At 58.4% G+C, this 18153-nt stretch carries 14 protein-coding genes; 1 reads left to right on the top strand and 13 read right to left on the bottom strand.

The window, feature by feature from the left end; genetic code table 11:
- Positions 1–5: 5 nt before the first annotated feature.
- The 10 genes from C6V82_RS06070 to dauA form a co-directional block, all read right to left on the bottom strand.
- Positions 6–1160, bottom strand: a complete 1155-nt coding sequence (locus C6V82_RS06070; RefSeq protein ID WP_102586653.1) for a hypothetical protein — start codon at positions 1158–1160, stop codon at positions 6–8.
- Positions 1157–5551: a peptidoglycan-binding domain-containing protein gene (locus C6V82_RS06065; RefSeq protein ID WP_107164721.1), complete on the bottom strand. Its 4395-nt coding sequence runs from the start codon at positions 5549–5551 to the stop codon at positions 1157–1159. The genes C6V82_RS06070 and C6V82_RS06065 overlap by 4 nt, the downstream gene beginning before the upstream one ends.
- Before the next feature lie 48 nt (positions 5552–5599).
- A complete protein-coding gene (locus tag C6V82_RS06060) occupies positions 5600–6436 on the bottom strand; it encodes an SH3 domain-containing protein (RefSeq protein ID WP_180978197.1) in 837 nt (278 codons plus the stop codon).
- A gap of 762 nt (positions 6437–7198) precedes the next feature.
- Positions 7199–8164: an isopenicillin N synthase family dioxygenase gene (locus C6V82_RS06055; protein ID WP_102586656.1), complete on the bottom strand. Its 966-nt coding sequence runs from the start codon at positions 8162–8164 to the stop codon at positions 7199–7201.
- Between the two features lie 41 nt (positions 8165–8205).
- Entirely contained in the window at positions 8206–8991 is a 786-nt protein-coding gene (locus tag C6V82_RS06050) for an ABC transporter permease (protein ID WP_219724466.1), read from the bottom strand.
- 1 nt (position 8992) lies between these two features.
- On the bottom strand, positions 8993–9808 hold the full coding sequence (locus C6V82_RS06045; RefSeq protein WP_102586658.1) for an ABC transporter ATP-binding protein: 816 nt from the start codon (positions 9806–9808) through the stop codon (positions 8993–8995).
- Complete coding sequence (locus C6V82_RS06040) at positions 9805–10701, bottom strand: LysR family transcriptional regulator (RefSeq protein WP_180978198.1); 897 nt, start codon at positions 10699–10701, stop codon at positions 9805–9807. Before C6V82_RS06040 ends, C6V82_RS06045 begins: the two co-directional genes overlap by 4 nt.
- 14 nt (positions 10702–10715) lie before the next feature.
- The gene (locus C6V82_RS06035) at positions 10716–11738 is read right to left on the bottom strand and encodes an adenosine deaminase (RefSeq protein ID WP_102586660.1); all 1023 of its coding nucleotides are present in this window, start codon (positions 11736–11738) and stop codon (positions 10716–10718) included.
- Entirely contained in the window at positions 11735–12865 is a 1131-nt protein-coding gene (locus tag C6V82_RS06030) for an ABC transporter substrate-binding protein (protein WP_219724467.1), read from the bottom strand. The genes C6V82_RS06035 and C6V82_RS06030 overlap by 4 nt, the downstream gene beginning before the upstream one ends.
- A 438-nt stretch (positions 12866–13303) precedes the next feature.
- Complete coding sequence (dauA, locus tag C6V82_RS06020) at positions 13304–15040, bottom strand: C4-dicarboxylic acid transporter DauA (protein ID WP_102586662.1); 1737 nt, start codon at positions 15038–15040, stop codon at positions 13304–13306.
- Between the two features lie 210 nt (positions 15041–15250).
- On the opposite strand from dauA, the gene C6V82_RS06015 reads away from it, so the two are divergent.
- Positions 15251–15442, top strand: coding sequence for a CopG family transcriptional regulator (locus C6V82_RS06015; RefSeq protein WP_102586663.1), 192 nt, complete (start codon positions 15251–15253; stop codon positions 15440–15442).
- Between the two features lie 39 nt (positions 15443–15481).
- Here C6V82_RS06015 and C6V82_RS06010 read toward each other — a convergent pair whose 3' ends face one another.
- The 3 genes from C6V82_RS06010 to C6V82_RS06000 all read right to left on the bottom strand — a co-directional run bounded on the left by C6V82_RS06010 (position 15482) and on the right by C6V82_RS06000 (position 17951).
- A complete protein-coding gene (locus C6V82_RS06010; RefSeq protein ID WP_180978199.1) occupies positions 15482–17158 on the bottom strand; it encodes a putative bifunctional diguanylate cyclase/phosphodiesterase in 1677 nt (558 codons plus the stop codon).
- 287 nt (positions 17159–17445) lie between these two features.
- Positions 17446–17700, bottom strand: a complete 255-nt coding sequence (locus C6V82_RS06005) for a Txe/YoeB family addiction module toxin (RefSeq protein ID WP_102586665.1) — start codon at positions 17698–17700, stop codon at positions 17446–17448.
- Positions 17697–17951, bottom strand: a complete 255-nt coding sequence (locus tag C6V82_RS06000; RefSeq protein ID WP_102586666.1) for a type II toxin-antitoxin system Phd/YefM family antitoxin — start codon at positions 17949–17951, stop codon at positions 17697–17699. Before C6V82_RS06000 ends, C6V82_RS06005 begins: the two co-directional genes overlap by 4 nt.
- Positions 17952–18153: the final 202 nt, after the last annotated feature.

Here is an 18153-nt window from a genome sequence, read left to right as displayed (position 1 = left end):
ACCCCTCACAGCACCGGCGTGGCACCCTCCACCACGCGCAAGCGTTCCTTCAATTCGGCAACCTCGGCGAGCCGCGCCAGAAAGTGATTGATGGCCATCGCATAGCCATTCGTCACCTCGACCCGGTAGGTGGTGACGTCATGAACGCCGCCGCGATCGAGCGTCATCACCAGTTGGCAGGCCCAGGGCCCGATATCCGAGTTATGTGTCGCGATCGAGCCACGATTCCACAGCGCCATGCTGCCAAGGCATGCGCCAGGTTGATGGGGACCCTGCTGGGCGGGTTCACCGTTCAGGTCGTATAGCCAATACCACTTGTTGCGCTCATCCACCAGGGTGGGCGCCCCATAGCGCTGGGTGATGCTGTCATCGAAGGCCGAGATGACATTAGGGGGATTTAACCGCGCCGCGAACCACATCGCGTAGATGGCGTCCCACGGCCACCCCGTATGCTCGGCGGCCATGGCATACCCATTGAGCGTCTCCGGCGCGTTGTTACGCGGTTGTGTGCCAATTCGCGCACTGACGTTCTTGTGGGTTCCCCGTGTAGAACTCCGCAGCGGGCCGACGAGATACTCGACCGGGGCATCGTCGAGTACCGGCCCCAGGCGTGCCTCGCGAATGCTGTGAAGGGAGAAGATCGGCAGCGCCCAGTCGATGGCCTGCAGGGGGACGCGCATCAGCACCTCGCGCCGCCGGTTGTAGCGCGCCAGTGACGTTGAGGCGCCAGGCACCATCGAATCCGGCACCTGGTTCTCGGCGACGATTCGTACCTCGCCTCCCTCCTCCAGGATCAACTCGAACGGGTAGCAAAGGCTTGGGTTGCGCACGCGCGGCGCTGTCGGGTCGAAGGCCAGGCCGAAGGTGATCGAATCCCCCTTATAGCTGCCCTCGCGCTGCCAGGCGACGCAACTTCGCTCGCTGCGGCTCATCACCGCCGCATAGCTGCCAAGCCCGGAAACGAACGTCACCAGGAAGGCCGAGTTGCGACTGGCGCCCAGGGCTTGGCTTGCCAGTGGATCATTGAGCTCAATGACCGTAATGCCATCGAAGCCGGCAGCCGACGCCGGCGCATGCGCCGCCATGCCGAGGCATAACAGCATGATGATGGTGGCCAGACGCCGGCACTGGCGGCTCAGTGAGAACAGGTGGCCCCTCATAGCTTGATCTCCAGGCTGACGGTTTGGCCTTCGGCACCGCTCTCGCCGGATTTCACGATCTCCTGGCTGCGCGCATGCACCCGCAGGTAACGATTGGGATCGGTCAGGTGCAGGCTGAACAGATCGTGCTCCTCGCCAGGTGCCGAGGAATCGAGCACCAGCGAGACGCCACACTCGCGCCCCTGCAGGGCATGTCGGCTCGCCAAGCTGATACCCGGGATCGTCAGCGCCTTGCCCGCAAGGCCAGTCACCGACTCCGCCGAGCTGCCATCCTCAAGTGCCCACAGCGGGTCACGCCCATTGCTGCGCATCTGGCGCATCTCGGGCATGCATGGATGAGCGCGCAGGTCACTGGGCCGCGCGCTGGCAAATCCATCGCCCCAGCCCACCTTCAAGTGATTCTCGTCACTCCAGTTCTCCTCGCCATACTTCTTGCGCAACTCGCCCAGCAGCAGGCCCGTCGTGACTTGTCCCTTGGGGAAGGCCAGTTGCCGCGTCACCCCCATCACCACGCCCTCGGCGACGGGTGGCTCATCGTAGAGCACGATCAGCTCACTCATGTCGTCGGCGACGAACAACCGGCTGGAAGAGAAGGTCTCGAACTCTCCCGAGGCAAAACGCGGGTCGAGCTTGCGGTCGCGCACCAGCACATGGCCCACTGTCATATGATCACGGATGATCGCCTCGGCCTCGTCGATGCTCATGCCGAGCTGAATGCCCAGCACATCCGGGCCGTAGGGTGCGTCGGGGGGACTGGAAAGCGCTTGCGCATCGGGAACCTCGAGTGCCGCCAGATCGAAGGCCGGTGGCTCGCGCAGGGCCAGATCGTCTATCCACTCCCCGGTTCCCTTGTTGACGAACCCCGCGGAGCGCAGCTCGGCCTCGAACACGAAATAGCGCTCGGGAGGTGCGGCCCCGCTGGTGCCGGGCCGTGCGCGTGGCGGCTGATACCCCAGCATCTCGCGGATAGTGGAATTGTTGGATGTGAACCGAAAGTTCTCATCCCAACCGAGTGCCTGCTGATAGGCCATGATGCGCCGCGAAGCTTCCACCAAGCGGACCGGCAAGGGTTGCGTCTCCACCCGCGCACCGCGCACCGCGAACTCCACCAGCACCCCGGCGCCGCTGGCGGCATCGGCCTCAGCCTGGGTTCCGGCGAAGACAACTTCCTTGTCGAGTACCAGAATATCCCTGAACCCCGGTTCGACATTATTGGTACCCACCTTCTCGAACAGCTCACGGCGCGCCTTGCAATAGGCCGTTTCAGGGTCACCGGAACGCCCTCGGCGCAACGCCATGCCACAGCTCACTCGCGGGCCGACCGTCTGATAGCCAAGGCCCAGCGGATAGCTGTGCGAGGTGCTGCTCAACACACTTTCCAGGTAGTCGCAGGCGGGCGTCAGTGCCTCACGGTTCTGCGCGGCGTGACGGCAAGAGCGAATCTCGGCCGAGGCATACTGCAACTCGATTGGTCCATGGGCCAGGTTGCGCGACCCCAGCAACTCCAGTGGCCTGTCCGGCCCCAGCGGCACATGGGCCTGGTAGAGCGTGAAGGTCTCCGGCATGGCCTCGGTGCGCGCCAGAGTCCACGCCTTGAAATCCTCCAGCCGCTCGGCGAACCCGGCCTCATCGGGCTTGGCCCGCCCCGGCACGAAGAAGCGCCCCCACTCGGGCTCCGCTCCCCCCAGCGGCAGGCTGTCTTCATAGGTCCAGCGCGCCTCGAGCATCATCAGGTAATCCGCATCGCTGACCGCCTCCGGCACATGCCGCACCATCAGCAGATCCATCACCTCCGACGTCAGTGGCAGTGGCCCTTCTGGCGCCACCACCGTGCTCGAACTCGCGACCTCCTGTCGCTCACTGGCCAGGTCCGGCACCTCATACTCATGGCGATACACGACCTCGCTTCCGGTTCGGTCGTGGCTGTAAAGCCCCACCGGTTCAGCGCTCACCACCAGCGCTTCGTTTCGCTCATCAAGGGTGACGAATTCACTGCCATCGATTCTCAGCGCAAGCTCCATGACATGCCGGCCACTCGGCCCACCAAGAATTCGCTCGGCATCCTGCTGTGAAACGTCAGGCACATAACGGCTGGCCAGATTCGGCAACACCAAAAAAGGCCTGCGCTTGATGCCGGGGCCGGCCATGATCGCCGGATCGAAGTCGATGCCGACGCCGATCGGGTTGAGGTCCGGCTGCAGCACCTGATGCGTCGAATAGCCCTGCTCGCCAAACCACTCCACCAACCGCGCGGTATCCCGCCGCTCCGCCATCACCGGCAAGCCAATCGCGGCGGGCTCGTTGCCGCGCGCCGATATGCCTATGCGCAAGTTCAGCGCTTCGGGCAAGCGTGAGGCTCGAAGCATCGCCCACTCCTTGAACAACGCCATCTTCTCAGCGCTGAAGTCGTTGTTCTGTCGATAGCGTTCGCCCTTGGGGAAGAACGGGGTATAGCGAGGGTCGAATCCGCTGCGCTCGACATCGAAGCGCTGGCTGCCGGTATCCCGGGAATAACGCCGCTCGTAATACGCCTGATCCGCATCCGACTGCTGACTCAACAGCAACCGCCAGGCGGTATCGCTCAACACATCGCCATGGTCACGCAGAATCACAAGCGCCAGCGACTCCTCATCCAGCGTCACCTGATCAGGCAACGCTGGCTCAGAAAACGACAGCGCCTCGGGCAGGCCCGTCAACAACACCGGCGCCGTCGCGGAAGACACGCCAAAATCCTCGATCAAGCGTTCGAGGTCAGGGTCTTCGTAGGCGGCGATAGAGGTCACCTCGGCCCACAGCGGAATGCGACGGTAATTCAGGCGAGGATCGAGATCTTCATCGATCGGCATCTCGCGCAACCTGACGCCAATCGCGACATGCACGCTGCGCTCGCTCAACCGCTGCAGCACCTGTTCGGCGCGCTCGGGCGGCATGCGCCACACCTCGGGCACCTGCACGGCGGGCGCTGACACCTTGAGTGCCCGGATCGCGCAAGCGGGGCGGTGGCGACCGGCGCCGAGCATGCGCTCGATATCGCCAAGACCATTGACGCTCGGTGCGATACCGCTCAGCGGGAACCCGCCAGTGCCCTGGTCATAGCCCTGTAAACGCGTTTTCTGGACCATCATGAACTCCAGCGGAAAAGCCACCGCCTGGCTTCTCAAACGCTCGCCATGCTGCTCCAGGAACCCCTCGCGAGCGCGCGCCCGCTCGAACTCATTGTCGCCCCGCCACACCTCCATGCTGCCGCTCGCCCACCCACCGCCAAGAAATGCCGGCTGCTCCGCCTCGCTGAGATAGGTCTGCGCCCAGCACTGAGGGTCGTTCTCGACATGCTCCGGCGTCGCCCCAAGCGCCGCCAGGTCCAGCAACCGCACACTCGCCTTGGCCTGCTCCTCGGAAAGCACGCCACTGCTTCCCGTCAGCACCGGCAGCCCCTTGAGCATACGCAGCCCCAGCCGCTGGGCCATGGCTTGGTAATCATGCGAGGGTGGCATCGCAGGCGCTCTTGTCGAGGCACTTGCCGCCCCTCCCGCGGACGCTTGCCCCGCATCGATCATCGCGCTCGCTTCCACAGACGCCTGTGCAGAGCCACCGACCGGCGCGGCGCCCGGCAGCGCAGGCGCCACCAACGGCCCACTGGGCTGGGCCACTCCCGCAGCCGCTTGCGAGGTGTCGGCATTCTGGCGCGAACCGACCATGGGTGCCTGAGAAGACGCTATGGCGCTTTCGCCCTGTTCACAACCGACCGGATTGCCACATCGAGCAAGGTGCAACTGCGCGAGCAGATCGTGATTCACCCTGTCGCTGTATGGCAGCTGGCGGTCGACCATGAACGCCGCAATGGCGGTGCGGGTGCGCTGGCCCACCAAGCCATCGGCGGGGCCGGGTTGGTAGCCAAGTTCGCTCAGCAAACGCTGGGCCTTTGCCACATGCGCGGTGGTGACCGGCCCGGTGGGTGGCAACATGGGTGGAACCACAGGAGTGTCCGGGGTGGCCGGCGGCGCCATCGCCACCAACTGGCCATCGCTGCGATGCCGCCAATGCCCCGCCACCTGCCCCCCCGCAAGCCCCGTCAGCTCGAGCTCCTGAACGGCGGGACACTCAAGCGTCAGAATCTGGCGCACCCCGCCAATCAACAACTGCAGCTCACGGGTATTGGGGTCCAACTGGGCACCAGAGGGCGCCTCCACATCGACCCGCACGATTGGCCCGCACCAGTTGCTGGCGGAAACGCTGGCCCGAAGCTCGCCCATCCTGGCAACCGTGCGTTCAGCGGCCAAGGCTTCACCCGCACCCCATAAGCACACCATCAGCGTGCCCGCGCGCAGCGGCCAGTTGCTCTTGCCCATCATCCCCACCCCCCCCCCCAGCATCTCGTTGCGGGCGCCCACCCTTATCTCAGTTCAGGCGCCCCCCTCCCCTTGCCTCGTGCGGCGGGGTCAGGCCTCTTCGATTACATAGCCATCCGGCCCCTGGCAGATGCGAATCCTGTCTTCCACCACCTCGCCATTCGGCTGGGTCACGCGGGTGGTATTGACGTTGCAGGTCTGGCTCGCCTCCACCAGCATCACATCGCCGCCGCCGCTGCTGGCCGGTGTCACGGGCGCCTGCTGCTCCGCCGGGACGGGTCTCAGCAGGCTCGACGACACGAACCCATTGGCCGCGCCACCCTCGGAAATCAGGTACCAGTCGCTGCCCTGCACCTTGCCGACCACCTGCACCCGCTGGCCCGAAGAAAGGCTTCCCACACTGCGATAATCGGTGCCCGGGCCGCCCCGTACATTGCTGCCGGTACTGGCCACGTACGTGGCGCCAATCAGGTCGATGGGAGGAATCTCATCCACCCGGTCGCGCTTCACGCTAACCTGCACCTGCTGCTGGCGGGTGCTGCGCTCGCTCACCGCGGTTTCGCCGCGCGCGCCGGTTTCCGGGTCTTCCCACACCTGGGTCTGCCCGGTATCCAACGCCCGCTGGTTGGCAGTCGCCATCTGCTGCTGGCCGGATTGGCTCAGGTGCCTGGCGATCTCGCGGCCAATCAGCCCACCCACCACCGCGCCAGCCGCCCCAGCAACGATACGCCCGCTGCCCCCGCCAATCCGCGAACCCAACAAGGCTCCGGTGCCCGCACCGATCAAGGTGCCCAGCGAATCCGACTCAAAGCCGCCCCCGGTCGTCTCGCAACCCGAAAGCGCGAAGACCAGGCCGCCCGCCGCCACACCCATCGTCAGCGCCTTGATTGGCCCCCGTACCCACATCGTTGTTTTCGAATCGTTCATGCCCATCCCCTGCGTCTGAAGTGCGCCCCAAGACCGACTGATCCCGCGCTGTTCCCCTCGACATCCATTCATCAAGATTCATCAATCCAACCATCCTCTCTTGACGCATCCTGATTTACAGACCGACTGATCCCGTTGTGACCACCTCTGTTTCCTATCATCAAGATTTATTGAATCTTGGATTTGTAACAAAATGTGTCAATATGGTTTCGCTGCGCTCGCGTGCTGATGGTTCTCATACCCGGCGCATGGGAAATGCCCGCCGACAGAAGGAGGCAGATACTTGTCACGGCGGACCGTGAGGCATGCCAGCGCCCGGAAGATGGTGCCGGGCGCAAGTCTCAGTAGACATGCAATGGGGCGAGTCGGGTGGGTGACTGGACCGCATCAGCATGAGAGCGGCTCGGTCTACAGCCACTAAGGTGGCATGAGCTGTGATGTGATGTGATGTGATGTGAGTCATGACAGCACCAAAGCGGATGGGCCAGGCGTGCACTTGCTCATTGAGATCGCCCGGGCTTATAACGTCGATACCGACAGCCCGTATGGCTTTGGAGGGGCACCTCACTCCACCGGCATCAATGACAAGCTATGCAAGATGAGCCAGTGAGTGATTTTTTGCCGGTTCCCAAGACACGCGCTATCAGTAGCGTACCTTGAGATACCGGCAATATTGCAGGCTAATGTGAGGTTAGATTTGACTTGAAGAAAGCGAGATCAGCTATCTATTGTTCGTAAATCTGACACTTGCCATGAACCGCCTCACCCTTTGTACTTCTGGACTTCGCGAAAGCGCTTCACCAAATAATCGCCAGACTTTATCGGCGCGTGACGCGGTGGGTTATCCGCCGATTGACAATTATCAAGGCAGGCCACAGGGGTATCATAATCCAGGTTAAAGAATGTCGGAATTGAATAGCGTTCCTTGCCGGTACGATTCACTACACGGTGCGGTGTTGAAACAAAGAGATCGTTTGTCCAAATCTTGAACATGTCACCGAGATTGATAACGAAAGTGCCCGGAACAAATGGCGCCGAGATCCACTCTCCGTCGCGCTTGCAGAGCTCCAACCCACCGATAGGATCCTGAGTCAGGATCGTGACCATTCCATAATCGGTGTGTGGTGCAACACCGAGTTCCTTTTCATCTGGAGCGTCTTGCTTTGGATAGTGGAATAACCTCGACTGGACCATTGGCTTTTGACACCATTGGAGGAAGAACTCCTCATCCTGTTCAAGTGACAGGGCAAACAAGCGTAACAGGTCTTTGCCAAGACGCATCGTATGCTCAAGATACGCTTCTGCGGCCGGTTGTAGCCAAGGTGCCTGCTCAGACCATTGATTGGGACCGTGTAGCGGGCGCCCTGCCGCTACATCAGGATCATCCAGCGGCAGGTCGATACCGAACTCATAGCTCTCCTTGAGGTCGGGCTTAAAGCCGGCATGCTGATTGATGCCATAGGGCATGAAGCCACGCCGGAAACGTTCGTCCATAAGATCAACCATGCGTTCGTCATCTGGCAGACTAAAGTAACGACGAGTCGCCTCGAAGACGTCGTCGATCACCTGCTGAGGCACACCATGGCCTGACACATAAAAGAATCCGGTTTTCGTGCAAGCATGCTTCAATTGCTCTATCAATTGGGCAGGGTTACCCCCATCCAGCCAATCCGACAGATCAAGTACCGGAACTTCGTTGCTGCTAGCTTTGCGTGGGGCTTCCAACATCTCTCACCTCTTCTGTGTTTTCGTTATAACTCTATGGGTTATTACTGACGCAGGTCTTCGCTGGTTTCGGACCAGAAAACCGTGCGTTTTGCGATAAACTTCATGATGGTATGGAGCCCAATCCCTATTGCAGAAAGAACAATAAGAATGGCAAATACTCCAGTGATATCCATCGAAAAGTTACGTTGAAGTATCAGATACCCTAATCCGGCCTGCGCGCCGACAAACTCACCCACTATCGCACCAATAATAGCGAGTACGATCCCCACATCCAAACCGGCAAAAATATAAGGGAGAGCGTGCGGGAAACGCACCATGAGAAACTTCTGCCAGGGTGAAGCGGTAAATGCAGCCATCATTTCAATTTGCTCACGTGGTGCCGAGCGCAGCCCAACAATGGTATTTGCCAGAATGGGGAAAAATACGATTGTCGCCGTGATAATGATTTTTGATGTGACGCCAAAACCAAACCAAGCGACGAATAGCGGAGCTACTGCCACTTTAGGCATGGCCTGGAAGGCGACTATATAAGGATAGAAGATCTTCTCGAGCAATCTGATTTGCCCAATCAACCCTCCGAGTACCAATGCAACTATTGCACCTATCACGAACCCCATCAGGGTCTCATACAAGGTGACGCCAGTATGGAACAGGAATTCACCACTAGCGATCCCTTGATACAAAGAAACCACAACACCCCAAGGTGCCGGAAACACTAGCGGAGAGATATCAAGTAGTGTGACAGAAAAGTGCCAAAGCGCAATAACAAAGACAAAAAATCCTACGCGCAGCATCATATCGCGTTCGTTGAATGTCACTTTTTTCATATCAATCCAGCCCAACCTTGGAATTAAGAGCATGCCTTATATGGCTATCGTAGGCACCAAATTTTTCAGAATTAATAATGGAAAGCTCCCTCTTTTCAGGAAGATCTATAGTCATTATCTCTTCCACACAGCCAGGTCTGGGTGACATGACCACGACTCTGTCACCGAGAAATATCGCTTCGGGTATGCTATGCGTCACCAACATGATAGTAGCCCCGATACTCTCCTTAAGGCGAAGAAGCTCCATATTCATACTTTCACGAGTCATGGCATCCAGAGCACCAAACGGTTCATCCATCAGCAAGATGGATGGGTCGTTGATCAATGCACGAGCAATGCCTACTCGCTGCTGCATTCCACCCGATAGCTCCTTCGGATATTTTGTCTCAAACCCATTCAAACCTACCATGTTGAGTAGTTCGTAGGCCTTGTCCTTCGACTGTTTCTTGTCCCGCTTCTGTATCTCGGCAGGAACCAGTACATTTTCGAGGATATTTCGCCAAGGAAGTAATACAGGCGATTGAAATACAACACCTATCTCAACACTAGGCCCCTGTTGAAGCACACCGTTTATTTCAACTCGGCCACTTGTAGCATCGGTAATGCCTGCCAAAATTTTCAGCAACGTGCTTTTACCACAACCACTTGGTCCCACTACCGTAACAAACTCCCGCCTTGAAACTTCAAAATTTATATTCCTAAGCGCTTCGACATTCAAGCCATCGCGACTCGGGTAGAGTTTGTTGACATCCTGAAAGCAGAAGGCCGGACATGGGGAGTCTGTATTATCTAAACCTTCAGACAAAGCATTTTTCACTTACTATTCTCCAGCCGCAAAAGTGATTTTTTCATAAATTCTATCAACGTTAGAGCCGTGACAGGAAGGTTCCTTCCATGTCTGATACAGCATGTCAAACGTTGTGGTTTCACTCTTGGATCATCAAAAGGGATATACCGATACTGCATATCAGGGCTTGTTTTATTCGAGATATGATTATTGACGACTGCAATGGACAAGCCCTGCATTGCTACACTACGCAACAACTCATATGAGTTGCTGGTGAGGAGGCTACGCGGTTCGATCCGCGAGTCTGAGAACATTTGATCGTAGACAACTTTCGCACTTACGCTTTTATCGGGCATCGCAATATCATATTCAGCGCAATCCGATAGCCTGACACTTTTCTTGCTGGCCAGTGGATGGCTCACATGAGCCAGCACGCAGGTAGGCAAAAGCATCTCAAAAATATGATTGATATCACTCATCGGCTGCGGATTGAAACTCAACGCAAAATCCAGCTCATCTCGGGCAAGCATTTCTAACAATTCAGGCGTACCCGAGACATGAACGCTATAGGTAATATTAGGATACAACTTCTGAAACGCTGCCAATGTCTCAGGTAGGAAATCTCTAACGAACGACTCCGGCACGCCAAGACTTACTTGACCTCTACGCATGCCTTTAAGTGCATCAATTTCCGAACGCATGCGCCTCATTTCACTTTCCGTATTGCGAATATAGTTCATGAGGAGCTCTCCTGCGGCAGTTAACCGCAGGTGCTTTCGACCTGCCCCGCGTTCAAATACAGGTTCACCAAGCTCGTCCTCCAGGAGTTTTACTTGCCGACTTATTGCGGAAGTCGCTACGTGCAGTTTTTCGGAGGCGGCGCGAAATGAACCACATTGATACGCCACCAAAAAATAGCGCATGGCATTGCCTGGTATCATGGGATAGCTACTGCATGGCGAGAAAAATTAACAAGCGCATCGTAATATTTCCGTTTCAAACCAGGATCAAGAAAGGCCGCTTCGATACTATTCCTTCCCATCACCAAGCAGTCCTCCTCAGTTAATGAAAGCGCTTTCTGACACGCTACCAGATTATCATTGATATAACCCTTGAAATATGCCGGGTCATCAGAGTTGATAGTCACGCACATGCCCTTTTTCAACATCGTGCGCAGCGGATGACTTTCCAATGAATCCACCACATTGAGGCACAAGTTCGATAATGGGCATAGGGTAAGTGGCGTGCGCCTCTCAGCGAGGTGCATGACTAGACCCGGATCGTCCAGGCAGGCATTGCCATGATCGACACGATCAATGCCAAGCCGCTCGACGCTTTCACGGACATACTCAGCAGGACCCTCTTCACCCGCATGAGCCGTAAGGTAGAAACCACGTTTTTTTGCGGCTTGAAATACTCGCTCGAACTTGCCAGGAGGGTTCCCAAGCTCGCTACCTCCCAATCCAATACCTAGCAATTTATCACGCCATGGCATGGAAGCCTCCAGGATTTCGAACGCTTCCAGCTCAGTACGGTGACGCTGTAAACCCAAAATCAACCCACTGGTAATACCCCAATCAAACTGCGCTTCTTCCATCGCCGCCAACGTACCATCAAGCATGTCGCTCCAACCCACCCCATTCGCCAGATGAGATTGCGGGCTCAGAAACATCTCGGCATGAACGACATTGTCATCTTTTGCCCGCTTCAAATAGGCGAGTGTAATATCATGAAAATCTTCGGCCCGCTTGAGCACGCGGCAACCGTTGTAAAACAGCGTTAGAAAATCTTCCAGACAAGTGAACTGGTAAGCATCGAGTATTTGCTGCTTATTTTCCCACGGTAGCCTGACTTCATTCCGCCTGGCCAGCAGCAGAAGCATTTCAGGCTCGATAGCGCCTTCAAGATGAATATGCAATTCGGCTTTCGGCATCCGCTTGCAGAACTCTTCAATCATCATGATTGCGAACTTCCCATCACATCACAATTTTTGGCTGATTCTATGATTTCTTCATGGTCGAAATCATTGGTCGCCTCAAAGAAGCCCTCGCGATGAATCACCAATTCATCGGTATCGATCGTATCGCCAATCATTTCACTGTCGTAGAGAAACTCCTGAATACCAACGAACGCGTCGGGGTCCACGTATCCCAACAACTCGCCTCCATGCAACTCGTAGGCACTGCGCATCGTGTCCAATTGGGCATTGAGCAGGTTCAAGTCCCATTGTTCGAGAGTTTCCGTGTCGGCCCCGGTAGGCTTGGTGCTAGGAAAGTGCTCCCAATGAATGCGCCGCACGCACTCAGGATTGGTCATGGCAAAAAGGGTGGCCTTATTAGCGCCGCGCACGATAGCCTCAATCATCTCAGGGTCTTCGTCTATGGTGGATTGCAATGTGCCCAGGGTAAAATCAGGCATTTCGCGCCACTCAGGGTCACGCAAAATCCTTAGCTCGGTACCGGCATTCTCGAAGGAGGTCAAGGCAGACTGCCAGAACATCAGGCCTTGTACCTGTCCGGAACGCAGAGCTTGCAACGCCTGGGTGCCTGCACCAACAGCCACGATATTGACGTCGCGATCAGGATCGATGCCGTTCTGACGCAATAGCGCTCTCAGCATGGGCACGCCACCGGTCGCCAGGCTGACTATCCCGATACGCTTTCCCTTCAAGTCATCGATGCTCTGAATAGGGCCATCCTCTTTTACGCCCAGCCCCCAGTCGATCACGCCATTGCCCATGACGCCACGAGCTGAAATTCCGTTTTCGACATTGGCCTGGATCAGCACCGACGAGTTGAACTGGACCAGATCGACACCGCCAGAGGCCATCATCTGCAAGCCCTGCAAGGAACCCTGCACGCCTACGACATTGACGTCATAGCCTTCATCACGCCAGTAACCGAGCGCAACCGGCATCATCAGCCAGGGGTAAGTCACGTTGAGCACCTGACTACCCAAGGCAATCGAGACTTCTTGCAAGGGTTCATTCTCTTGTGCTTTGACAGAAGCCGAGAAAGCCAATGTCGCTGACATAAGGGCAACGCCAAGTGAAGGATGCGAGAGGGTTCTGGTCAGGGAGAAGGTCATTGTTATTTGCCTCAATCAGGGTTTAAAGCACCCTACCACAGCACCTCGGGCTCCTTAATTATCGTTTTTAGGAAAAAAAGGCCTAAAAATTAGAACAGACGCAACCGCTGACCCATTGCTATCCGGTTGGGTATCGCCCTTGCTGGCCTGATTCATCGCCGGCTACCCGATGTCCTTCCCGATGTAATGATCCGTCGTCTTGCATATCCGCTTCCAGGCCGCGCATCATTTTGCCCAGCAGCGCATTCAGGGTGCGCTATTCCTCACCGTTCAGCGGCGCGAGCGCCCGGGCCGCGTTCGCTGAAGAAAGGCTCCAGGTAGTCATATGTAATGAGACGACTGGCGGCCCCCAGGTGTGCGGTCAGCTCCATGGGAAATGCCCGCCGACGGCAAGGCGGCGAGTGGGAAATCGGGGTCTGTCCCCGATTAGCGCCCCGTTTAGCGCCAGCGCAGCGCCACCGCCCTCGCCTGCGGCAGGCTTGTACAGTACGTCAGCATCCCGGTGGCCTTGCGAATACCCGCTCGGCGAAGCTTGACGATGATGCGTGCCGGCAATCCCACCAGGATCAGCGCGACGCCCTCGCGATGCATTTCGTCGATCAATGAGTGGAGGGCCACGATGGCGGTCCCGTCCATGCTCGGTACACCGTGCATGTCGACGATGATGACCTGGACCTTGGGGTCCACCAGACGCAGCGAGGTGAGTGCCTTTTCGGCAACACCGAAGAACAGCGGACCATGGATATCATAGACAGCCACGTAAGCAGGCATTGGGGCGAGTGCGGGATGACGTTCGCTATCGATGCGCTCGGTTCGCGTCAATGACGCCATGCGCCGGATGAACAGCGCCGCGGCGAGCCCGATGCCCACCGCCACCGCCAATACCATGTCGAAGAGCACCGTGAGGCTGAAGCAGGTGACCAGGATGGCCACGTCTCCAGGGGGCGCCGAGCGCAGGATATGCACGAAACGCCGGGCTTCGCTCATGTTCCAGGCGACGATGAACAGCAACGCCGCCAGCGCCGCCATGGGAACCAGCCCCAGCAGGCCCGCCAGCGCAATGACGGCCAGCAGCACCACCACCGCATGCACAATGGCCGCGATAGGAGAACGCGCCCCACTGCGGATATTGGTCGCTGTCCGGGCAATGGCGGCAGTGGCCGTGATCCCGCCGAAGAGAGGGGCGACGATATTGCCAAGGCCTTGACCGAGCAGCTCAGCGTTGGGGTCATGCCGGGTCTTGGTCAATCCGTCCGACACCACCGAGCACAGCAACGATTCAATGGCCCCCAGCACGGCAATCGCAAAGGCGGGCCCCAGCAACGCCCGTATCAGTTCGAAGCTAAGCTCGAGCGGCTCGCCGTTCGCTCCCGGCCACCGCCAGGGGGCCATGAGCGTCGGTGCGATCGGCGGAATGCCATTGCCGCTCTCCCCATTCGCCTCCCAGGTAAAGCGTGAGGCGATCGTTTCCACGGTGGCCCCAGCGCCACCGAACCATTGGTTGACCCCATAAGCCGCGATGGCACCAACGACCAGGCCGATCAAGGGTGCCGGGATGGGCACGTGCAGACGGGACCACAGCAGCATGACCGCCAGCGTGAACGCCCCGATACCCAGCTCGAACGGATTGAGGGTGCGAAGCGAGGTGATGATTCGCCCCAGGTTCTCGACAAAATGTTCACCGAGTTGCCCCACGTTCAGCCCCAGGAAATCGGGGATCTGCAACACCGCGATCACCACCGCGATCCCCGCCGTGAAGCCCAGCACCACCGGATACGGCACGAACTCGATGAGTCGGCCCATGCGGGCGATTCCCATCGCCACCAGGATGACACCCGCCATCATCGAAGCAATCAGCAGGCCCCCCAGGCCATACTGCTGAACGATAGGAAAGAGAATGACGACGAAGGCTGCCGTTGGCCCGGAAACGTTGAAGCGTGCGCCACCGCTCAGCGCGATGACGGCACCGGCCACGATGGCCGTGTAGAGGCCGTGCTGGGGAGACACGCCCGTGGCGATCGCCAAGGCCATCGACAGTGGCACGGCCACGGTACCGACGGTGAGGCCAGCCATCACATCCTTGCGCAAATCCGCGAGCCCGTACCCCTCCCGCCAGGCGGCGCGAAGTCCCGCGGCGATGCTTGGCAGGCTAACGCCAGGCCGTTGGCGCGACATAGGAAAGTCCTCGTTGCAGCGCGCCCTCGCCGGGAAGAGTCGAACGACGTATCTGGCTCAGGGAGCATATTAATGTTAACAGCATTAACATACTATGATAATTCAATGCAACGACAAGACACGCCGCCTCAGGCAAGGCGCAATGCCAAGCCGTTGCGATGAGACAGGGCAAGCATTAACATTGAATGTTAATGCAATGGGAGGGGTCTGATGGAAAAGAAAACCGCTCGACTCACGCTGCTGATAGACCCAAGAAAGAAACAAGCCTTCGAGCAGCTATGCGCGTCACAGGACCTGACGCCTTCGCAAGTGGTTCGGCAATTGATCCGTGACTACCTGAGCAAGCACGGAGTGGATTACCCAACACAAGCGACCAAAGACGGGAACGACACCTCAAGTTGATGCCGGAAATCGGTGCCGGAAATCGGGGTCTGTCCCCGATTACGCCCACTGGTCCGAGCGGTGCTGATCATGCCAGGCGGTGTACTCCCCCGGCGGCAGTGCCTTGGCATACACAAACCCCTGGGCCTGATCGCAACCCAGTTGGCAAAGCGCCCAATGCTGCTCGAGGGTTTCGACGCCTTCCGCCGTTACCTCGAGGTCCAGCGTATGACCGACATCGATCAGGCAAGCCAGCAAGCGCTTCGCGCGCGGGTCATCACCAATCCCCTTGACGAAGGCGCGATCGATCTTGAGCCCGGTGATAGGCAGATGCTGAAGGTACTCAAACGAGGAAAACCCGGTGCCGAAGTCATCGATGCTCACCTTCACCCCAAAGCAGCGCAGCCGCTCCAGTGCCTTCCTGGCCGCGACCATGTCACTCATCAAGGCGCTTTCGGTGATTTCCACCTCCAGCCGTGCCGGTTCGATAGCGTACGACTCGACCAGTGCCTTCATCGCGTCGAGCAGATGCTCATCCTGAAGGTTGCGTACCGACAGGTTGATGCTCACAAAACCCGTGTGGGTACTGGCGAACTGGCACGCTCGCTCGGCCACGAACCGCGTCACCGGCTCGATCAGCGTGGTGTTTTCGACCTTGGGCATGAACATGCCAGGGGGAATCAGCGCGCCGCTTTCGTCACGCCACCGAATCAATCCCTCGCAACCACTCACCCGGCCATCGCTCAGTCGTAACTTGGGCTGAAAGTGCAGCTCGAACTTGCCGCGGTCGAGGTCGCGTCGAACCTTGGAGATAAGCTTGACGGTTTCCAGCTTGTGCTGGGTAAGTTCCGGTGAAAAATGGCAATGAGATCGGTGCTTTTCGATGGCCGCCAACATGGCAATGCGGCAATCGAGAATCAAGGACTCGGGCCTCACATCCGCGGCATCCCGCAGGCGACTCCCCAGCGCCAGTTGAACCCGTAACGGCACACCCTGGATCAGTAGATTCTCCTCGCCCACCTCGGTCAGCCGATCCGCAATGCGCCGTATCCCCGATTCATCCACCTTTTCCACCAACAAGAACAGCTCGGCGTTACTAAACCGGAACACATCAACGATGGCGGAATCCTCGTATTGCAGGCGCTGCGCCGTAGCAAGCGCCAGCAAGTCAGCGGCCTCGGGCCCCAGCGCTTCCAGTACGTCGGAGATATCGGTGATGCGTACAAGAATCAGGCCAAATTCATGCTGCGGCCAGCGCTGTGCCAAGAGTTGGGCAAGCGCTTCCTCCAATGCCACCTGGTTGGCAAGACCGGTACGGGGATCGATACGCGCCATCCGCTCGCTGTGCAAATGCATGCGATTCAGGAGGCTGAACAGGCTGCCGGCAACACCGCCGATGACCAGATACAACCCAAGGCGAATCAGCCAATTGAGCGAGGATTGCGGCTGCTCGGCAACGACATCCATCGGCATCGCCGCCATCAAGCCACCGGCAAGCGCGGCGCTGGCCAGCGCCCCGCGTATGCCATAGAAGGCCGCTCCCATCAGTACCGGCACCAGCATCAGGTACGGATAGGCGTAGCGCGTTCCCCCGGTCACGTACACCACCCAGGTACCCAACCCCATCATGCCCGCCAGCAGGGCCAGGGTCAGGCCATGACGCAGCCCTGCCGGCCATCGCATCATCAGCTGTTGGAACGCCTCCCACCTGGCGCCCGGGATGCTCGGTGCCTTCATGCCAATCCCCATGTCAGGTACGAACTGTCCAGGCCCCTGATTGGAATCGGGGTGCACATCGCTCAAAAGTAAACGTTTGCACCCTACCATGCACTCACCGTGCCTCCAACGTCATGTCGTGAAAGGGAAACGGAAGAAAACGCAGGACTGACAAGAATTCACAATTCGCCCGCGATGGCGAAATCCGAGGGGACAAAACGTCGGGGTGCACCACCAACGCAAGCGGCCGGCATCTCTGCCGGCCGCCGTGTCACGCTAGTCCCCGATAATCGGGGACAGACCCCAATTCAATAATGATACCGACACTGCACAATGACAATGGCCCCATCGGTGACCTTATAGACAAGGCGATGTTCCCGGTCGATCCGTCGCGACCAGTACCCCGACCACTGATGGCGCAATGGTTCGGGATCACCCAAGCCAACGAACGGCTGGCGTTGGATATCCTTGATCAGCAGGTTGATCCGCTTGAGGGTCTTTCTGTCCCGGGTTTGCCAGTGGAGATAATCCTGCCAGGCCTGGCTGGCCCAGGTCAGCATCATGGGTCGATGAGACCATGCTCGGCGTGATCGCCGCGCTCCACCTCGGCGATAGCCTCGTTCAATCGTTGGGCGTTGCGCGGGCTGGCCATGAGGTAGGCAGTTTCCTCGTAGGACTTGAAGTCCTCGACCGACATGACGATGGCGGGTTTGCCATTCTGGCGGGTGATCAGCACCGGCACGTGGTCGTCGCTGACCCGGTCCAGCACCTTGGCCAGGTGGCTGCGAAAATGGCTGTAGGTCACGGTATCCATGTATTTATCCTCAGGCTGCTGAATCATTGTACGCATTCTTGTACTTATTTGCCAGCGGTAATCGGGGACAGACCCCGATTACCCTTCGTTCCTACGCTGCGTATAGGCTTCCGCTTACAGCCACAGCGGTAATCGGGGACAGACCCCGATTACCCTTCGTTCCTACGCTGCGTATAGGCTTCCGCTTACAGCCATACCGATC

Source organism: Halomonas urumqiensis, assembly GCF_003028575.1.
GTDB classification, from domain to species: Bacteria; Pseudomonadota; Gammaproteobacteria; order Pseudomonadales; family Halomonadaceae; genus Halomonas; species Halomonas urumqiensis.
The sequence above is the reverse complement of the archived record's forward strand: the minus strand, read 5'-3'. Positions and strand labels throughout refer to the sequence as shown.

Coding starts and splice junctions, on each gene's coding strand:
- C6V82_RS06070 (WP_102586653.1), bottom strand. CDS start 1,160: ATGAGGGGCCACCTGTTCTCACTGAGCCGCCAGTGCCGGCGTCTGGCC.
- C6V82_RS06060 (WP_180978197.1), bottom strand. CDS start 6,436: ATGAACGATTCGAAAACAACGATGTGGGTACGGGGGCCAATCAAGGCG.
- C6V82_RS06055 (WP_102586656.1), bottom strand. CDS start 8,164: ATGTTGGAAGCCCCACGCAAAGCTAGCAGCAACGAAGTTCCGGTACTT.
- C6V82_RS06050 (WP_219724466.1), bottom strand. CDS start 8,991: ATGAAAAAAGTGACATTCAACGAACGCGATATGATGCTGCGCGTAGGA.
- C6V82_RS06040 (WP_180978198.1), bottom strand. CDS start 10,701: ATGCGCTATTTTTTGGTGGCGTATCAATGTGGTTCATTTCGCGCCGCC.
- C6V82_RS06035 (WP_102586660.1), bottom strand. CDS start 11,738: ATGATGATTGAAGAGTTCTGCAAGCGGATGCCGAAAGCCGAATTGCAT.
- C6V82_RS06030 (WP_219724467.1), bottom strand. CDS start 12,865: ATGACCTTCTCCCTGACCAGAACCCTCTCGCATCCTTCACTTGGCGTT.
- dauA (WP_102586662.1), bottom strand. CDS start 15,040: ATGTCGCGCCAACGGCCTGGCGTTAGCCTGCCAAGCATCGCCGCGGGA.
- C6V82_RS06015 (WP_102586663.1), top strand. CDS start 15,251: ATGGAAAAGAAAACCGCTCGACTCACGCTGCTGATAGACCCAAGAAAG.
- C6V82_RS06010 (WP_180978199.1), bottom strand. CDS start 17,158: ATGAAGGCACCGAGCATCCCGGGCGCCAGGTGGGAGGCGTTCCAACAG.
- C6V82_RS06005 (WP_102586665.1), bottom strand. CDS start 17,700: ATGATGCTGACCTGGGCCAGCCAGGCCTGGCAGGATTATCTCCACTGG.
- C6V82_RS06000 (WP_102586666.1), bottom strand. CDS start 17,951: ATGGATACCGTGACCTACAGCCATTTTCGCAGCCACCTGGCCAAGGTG.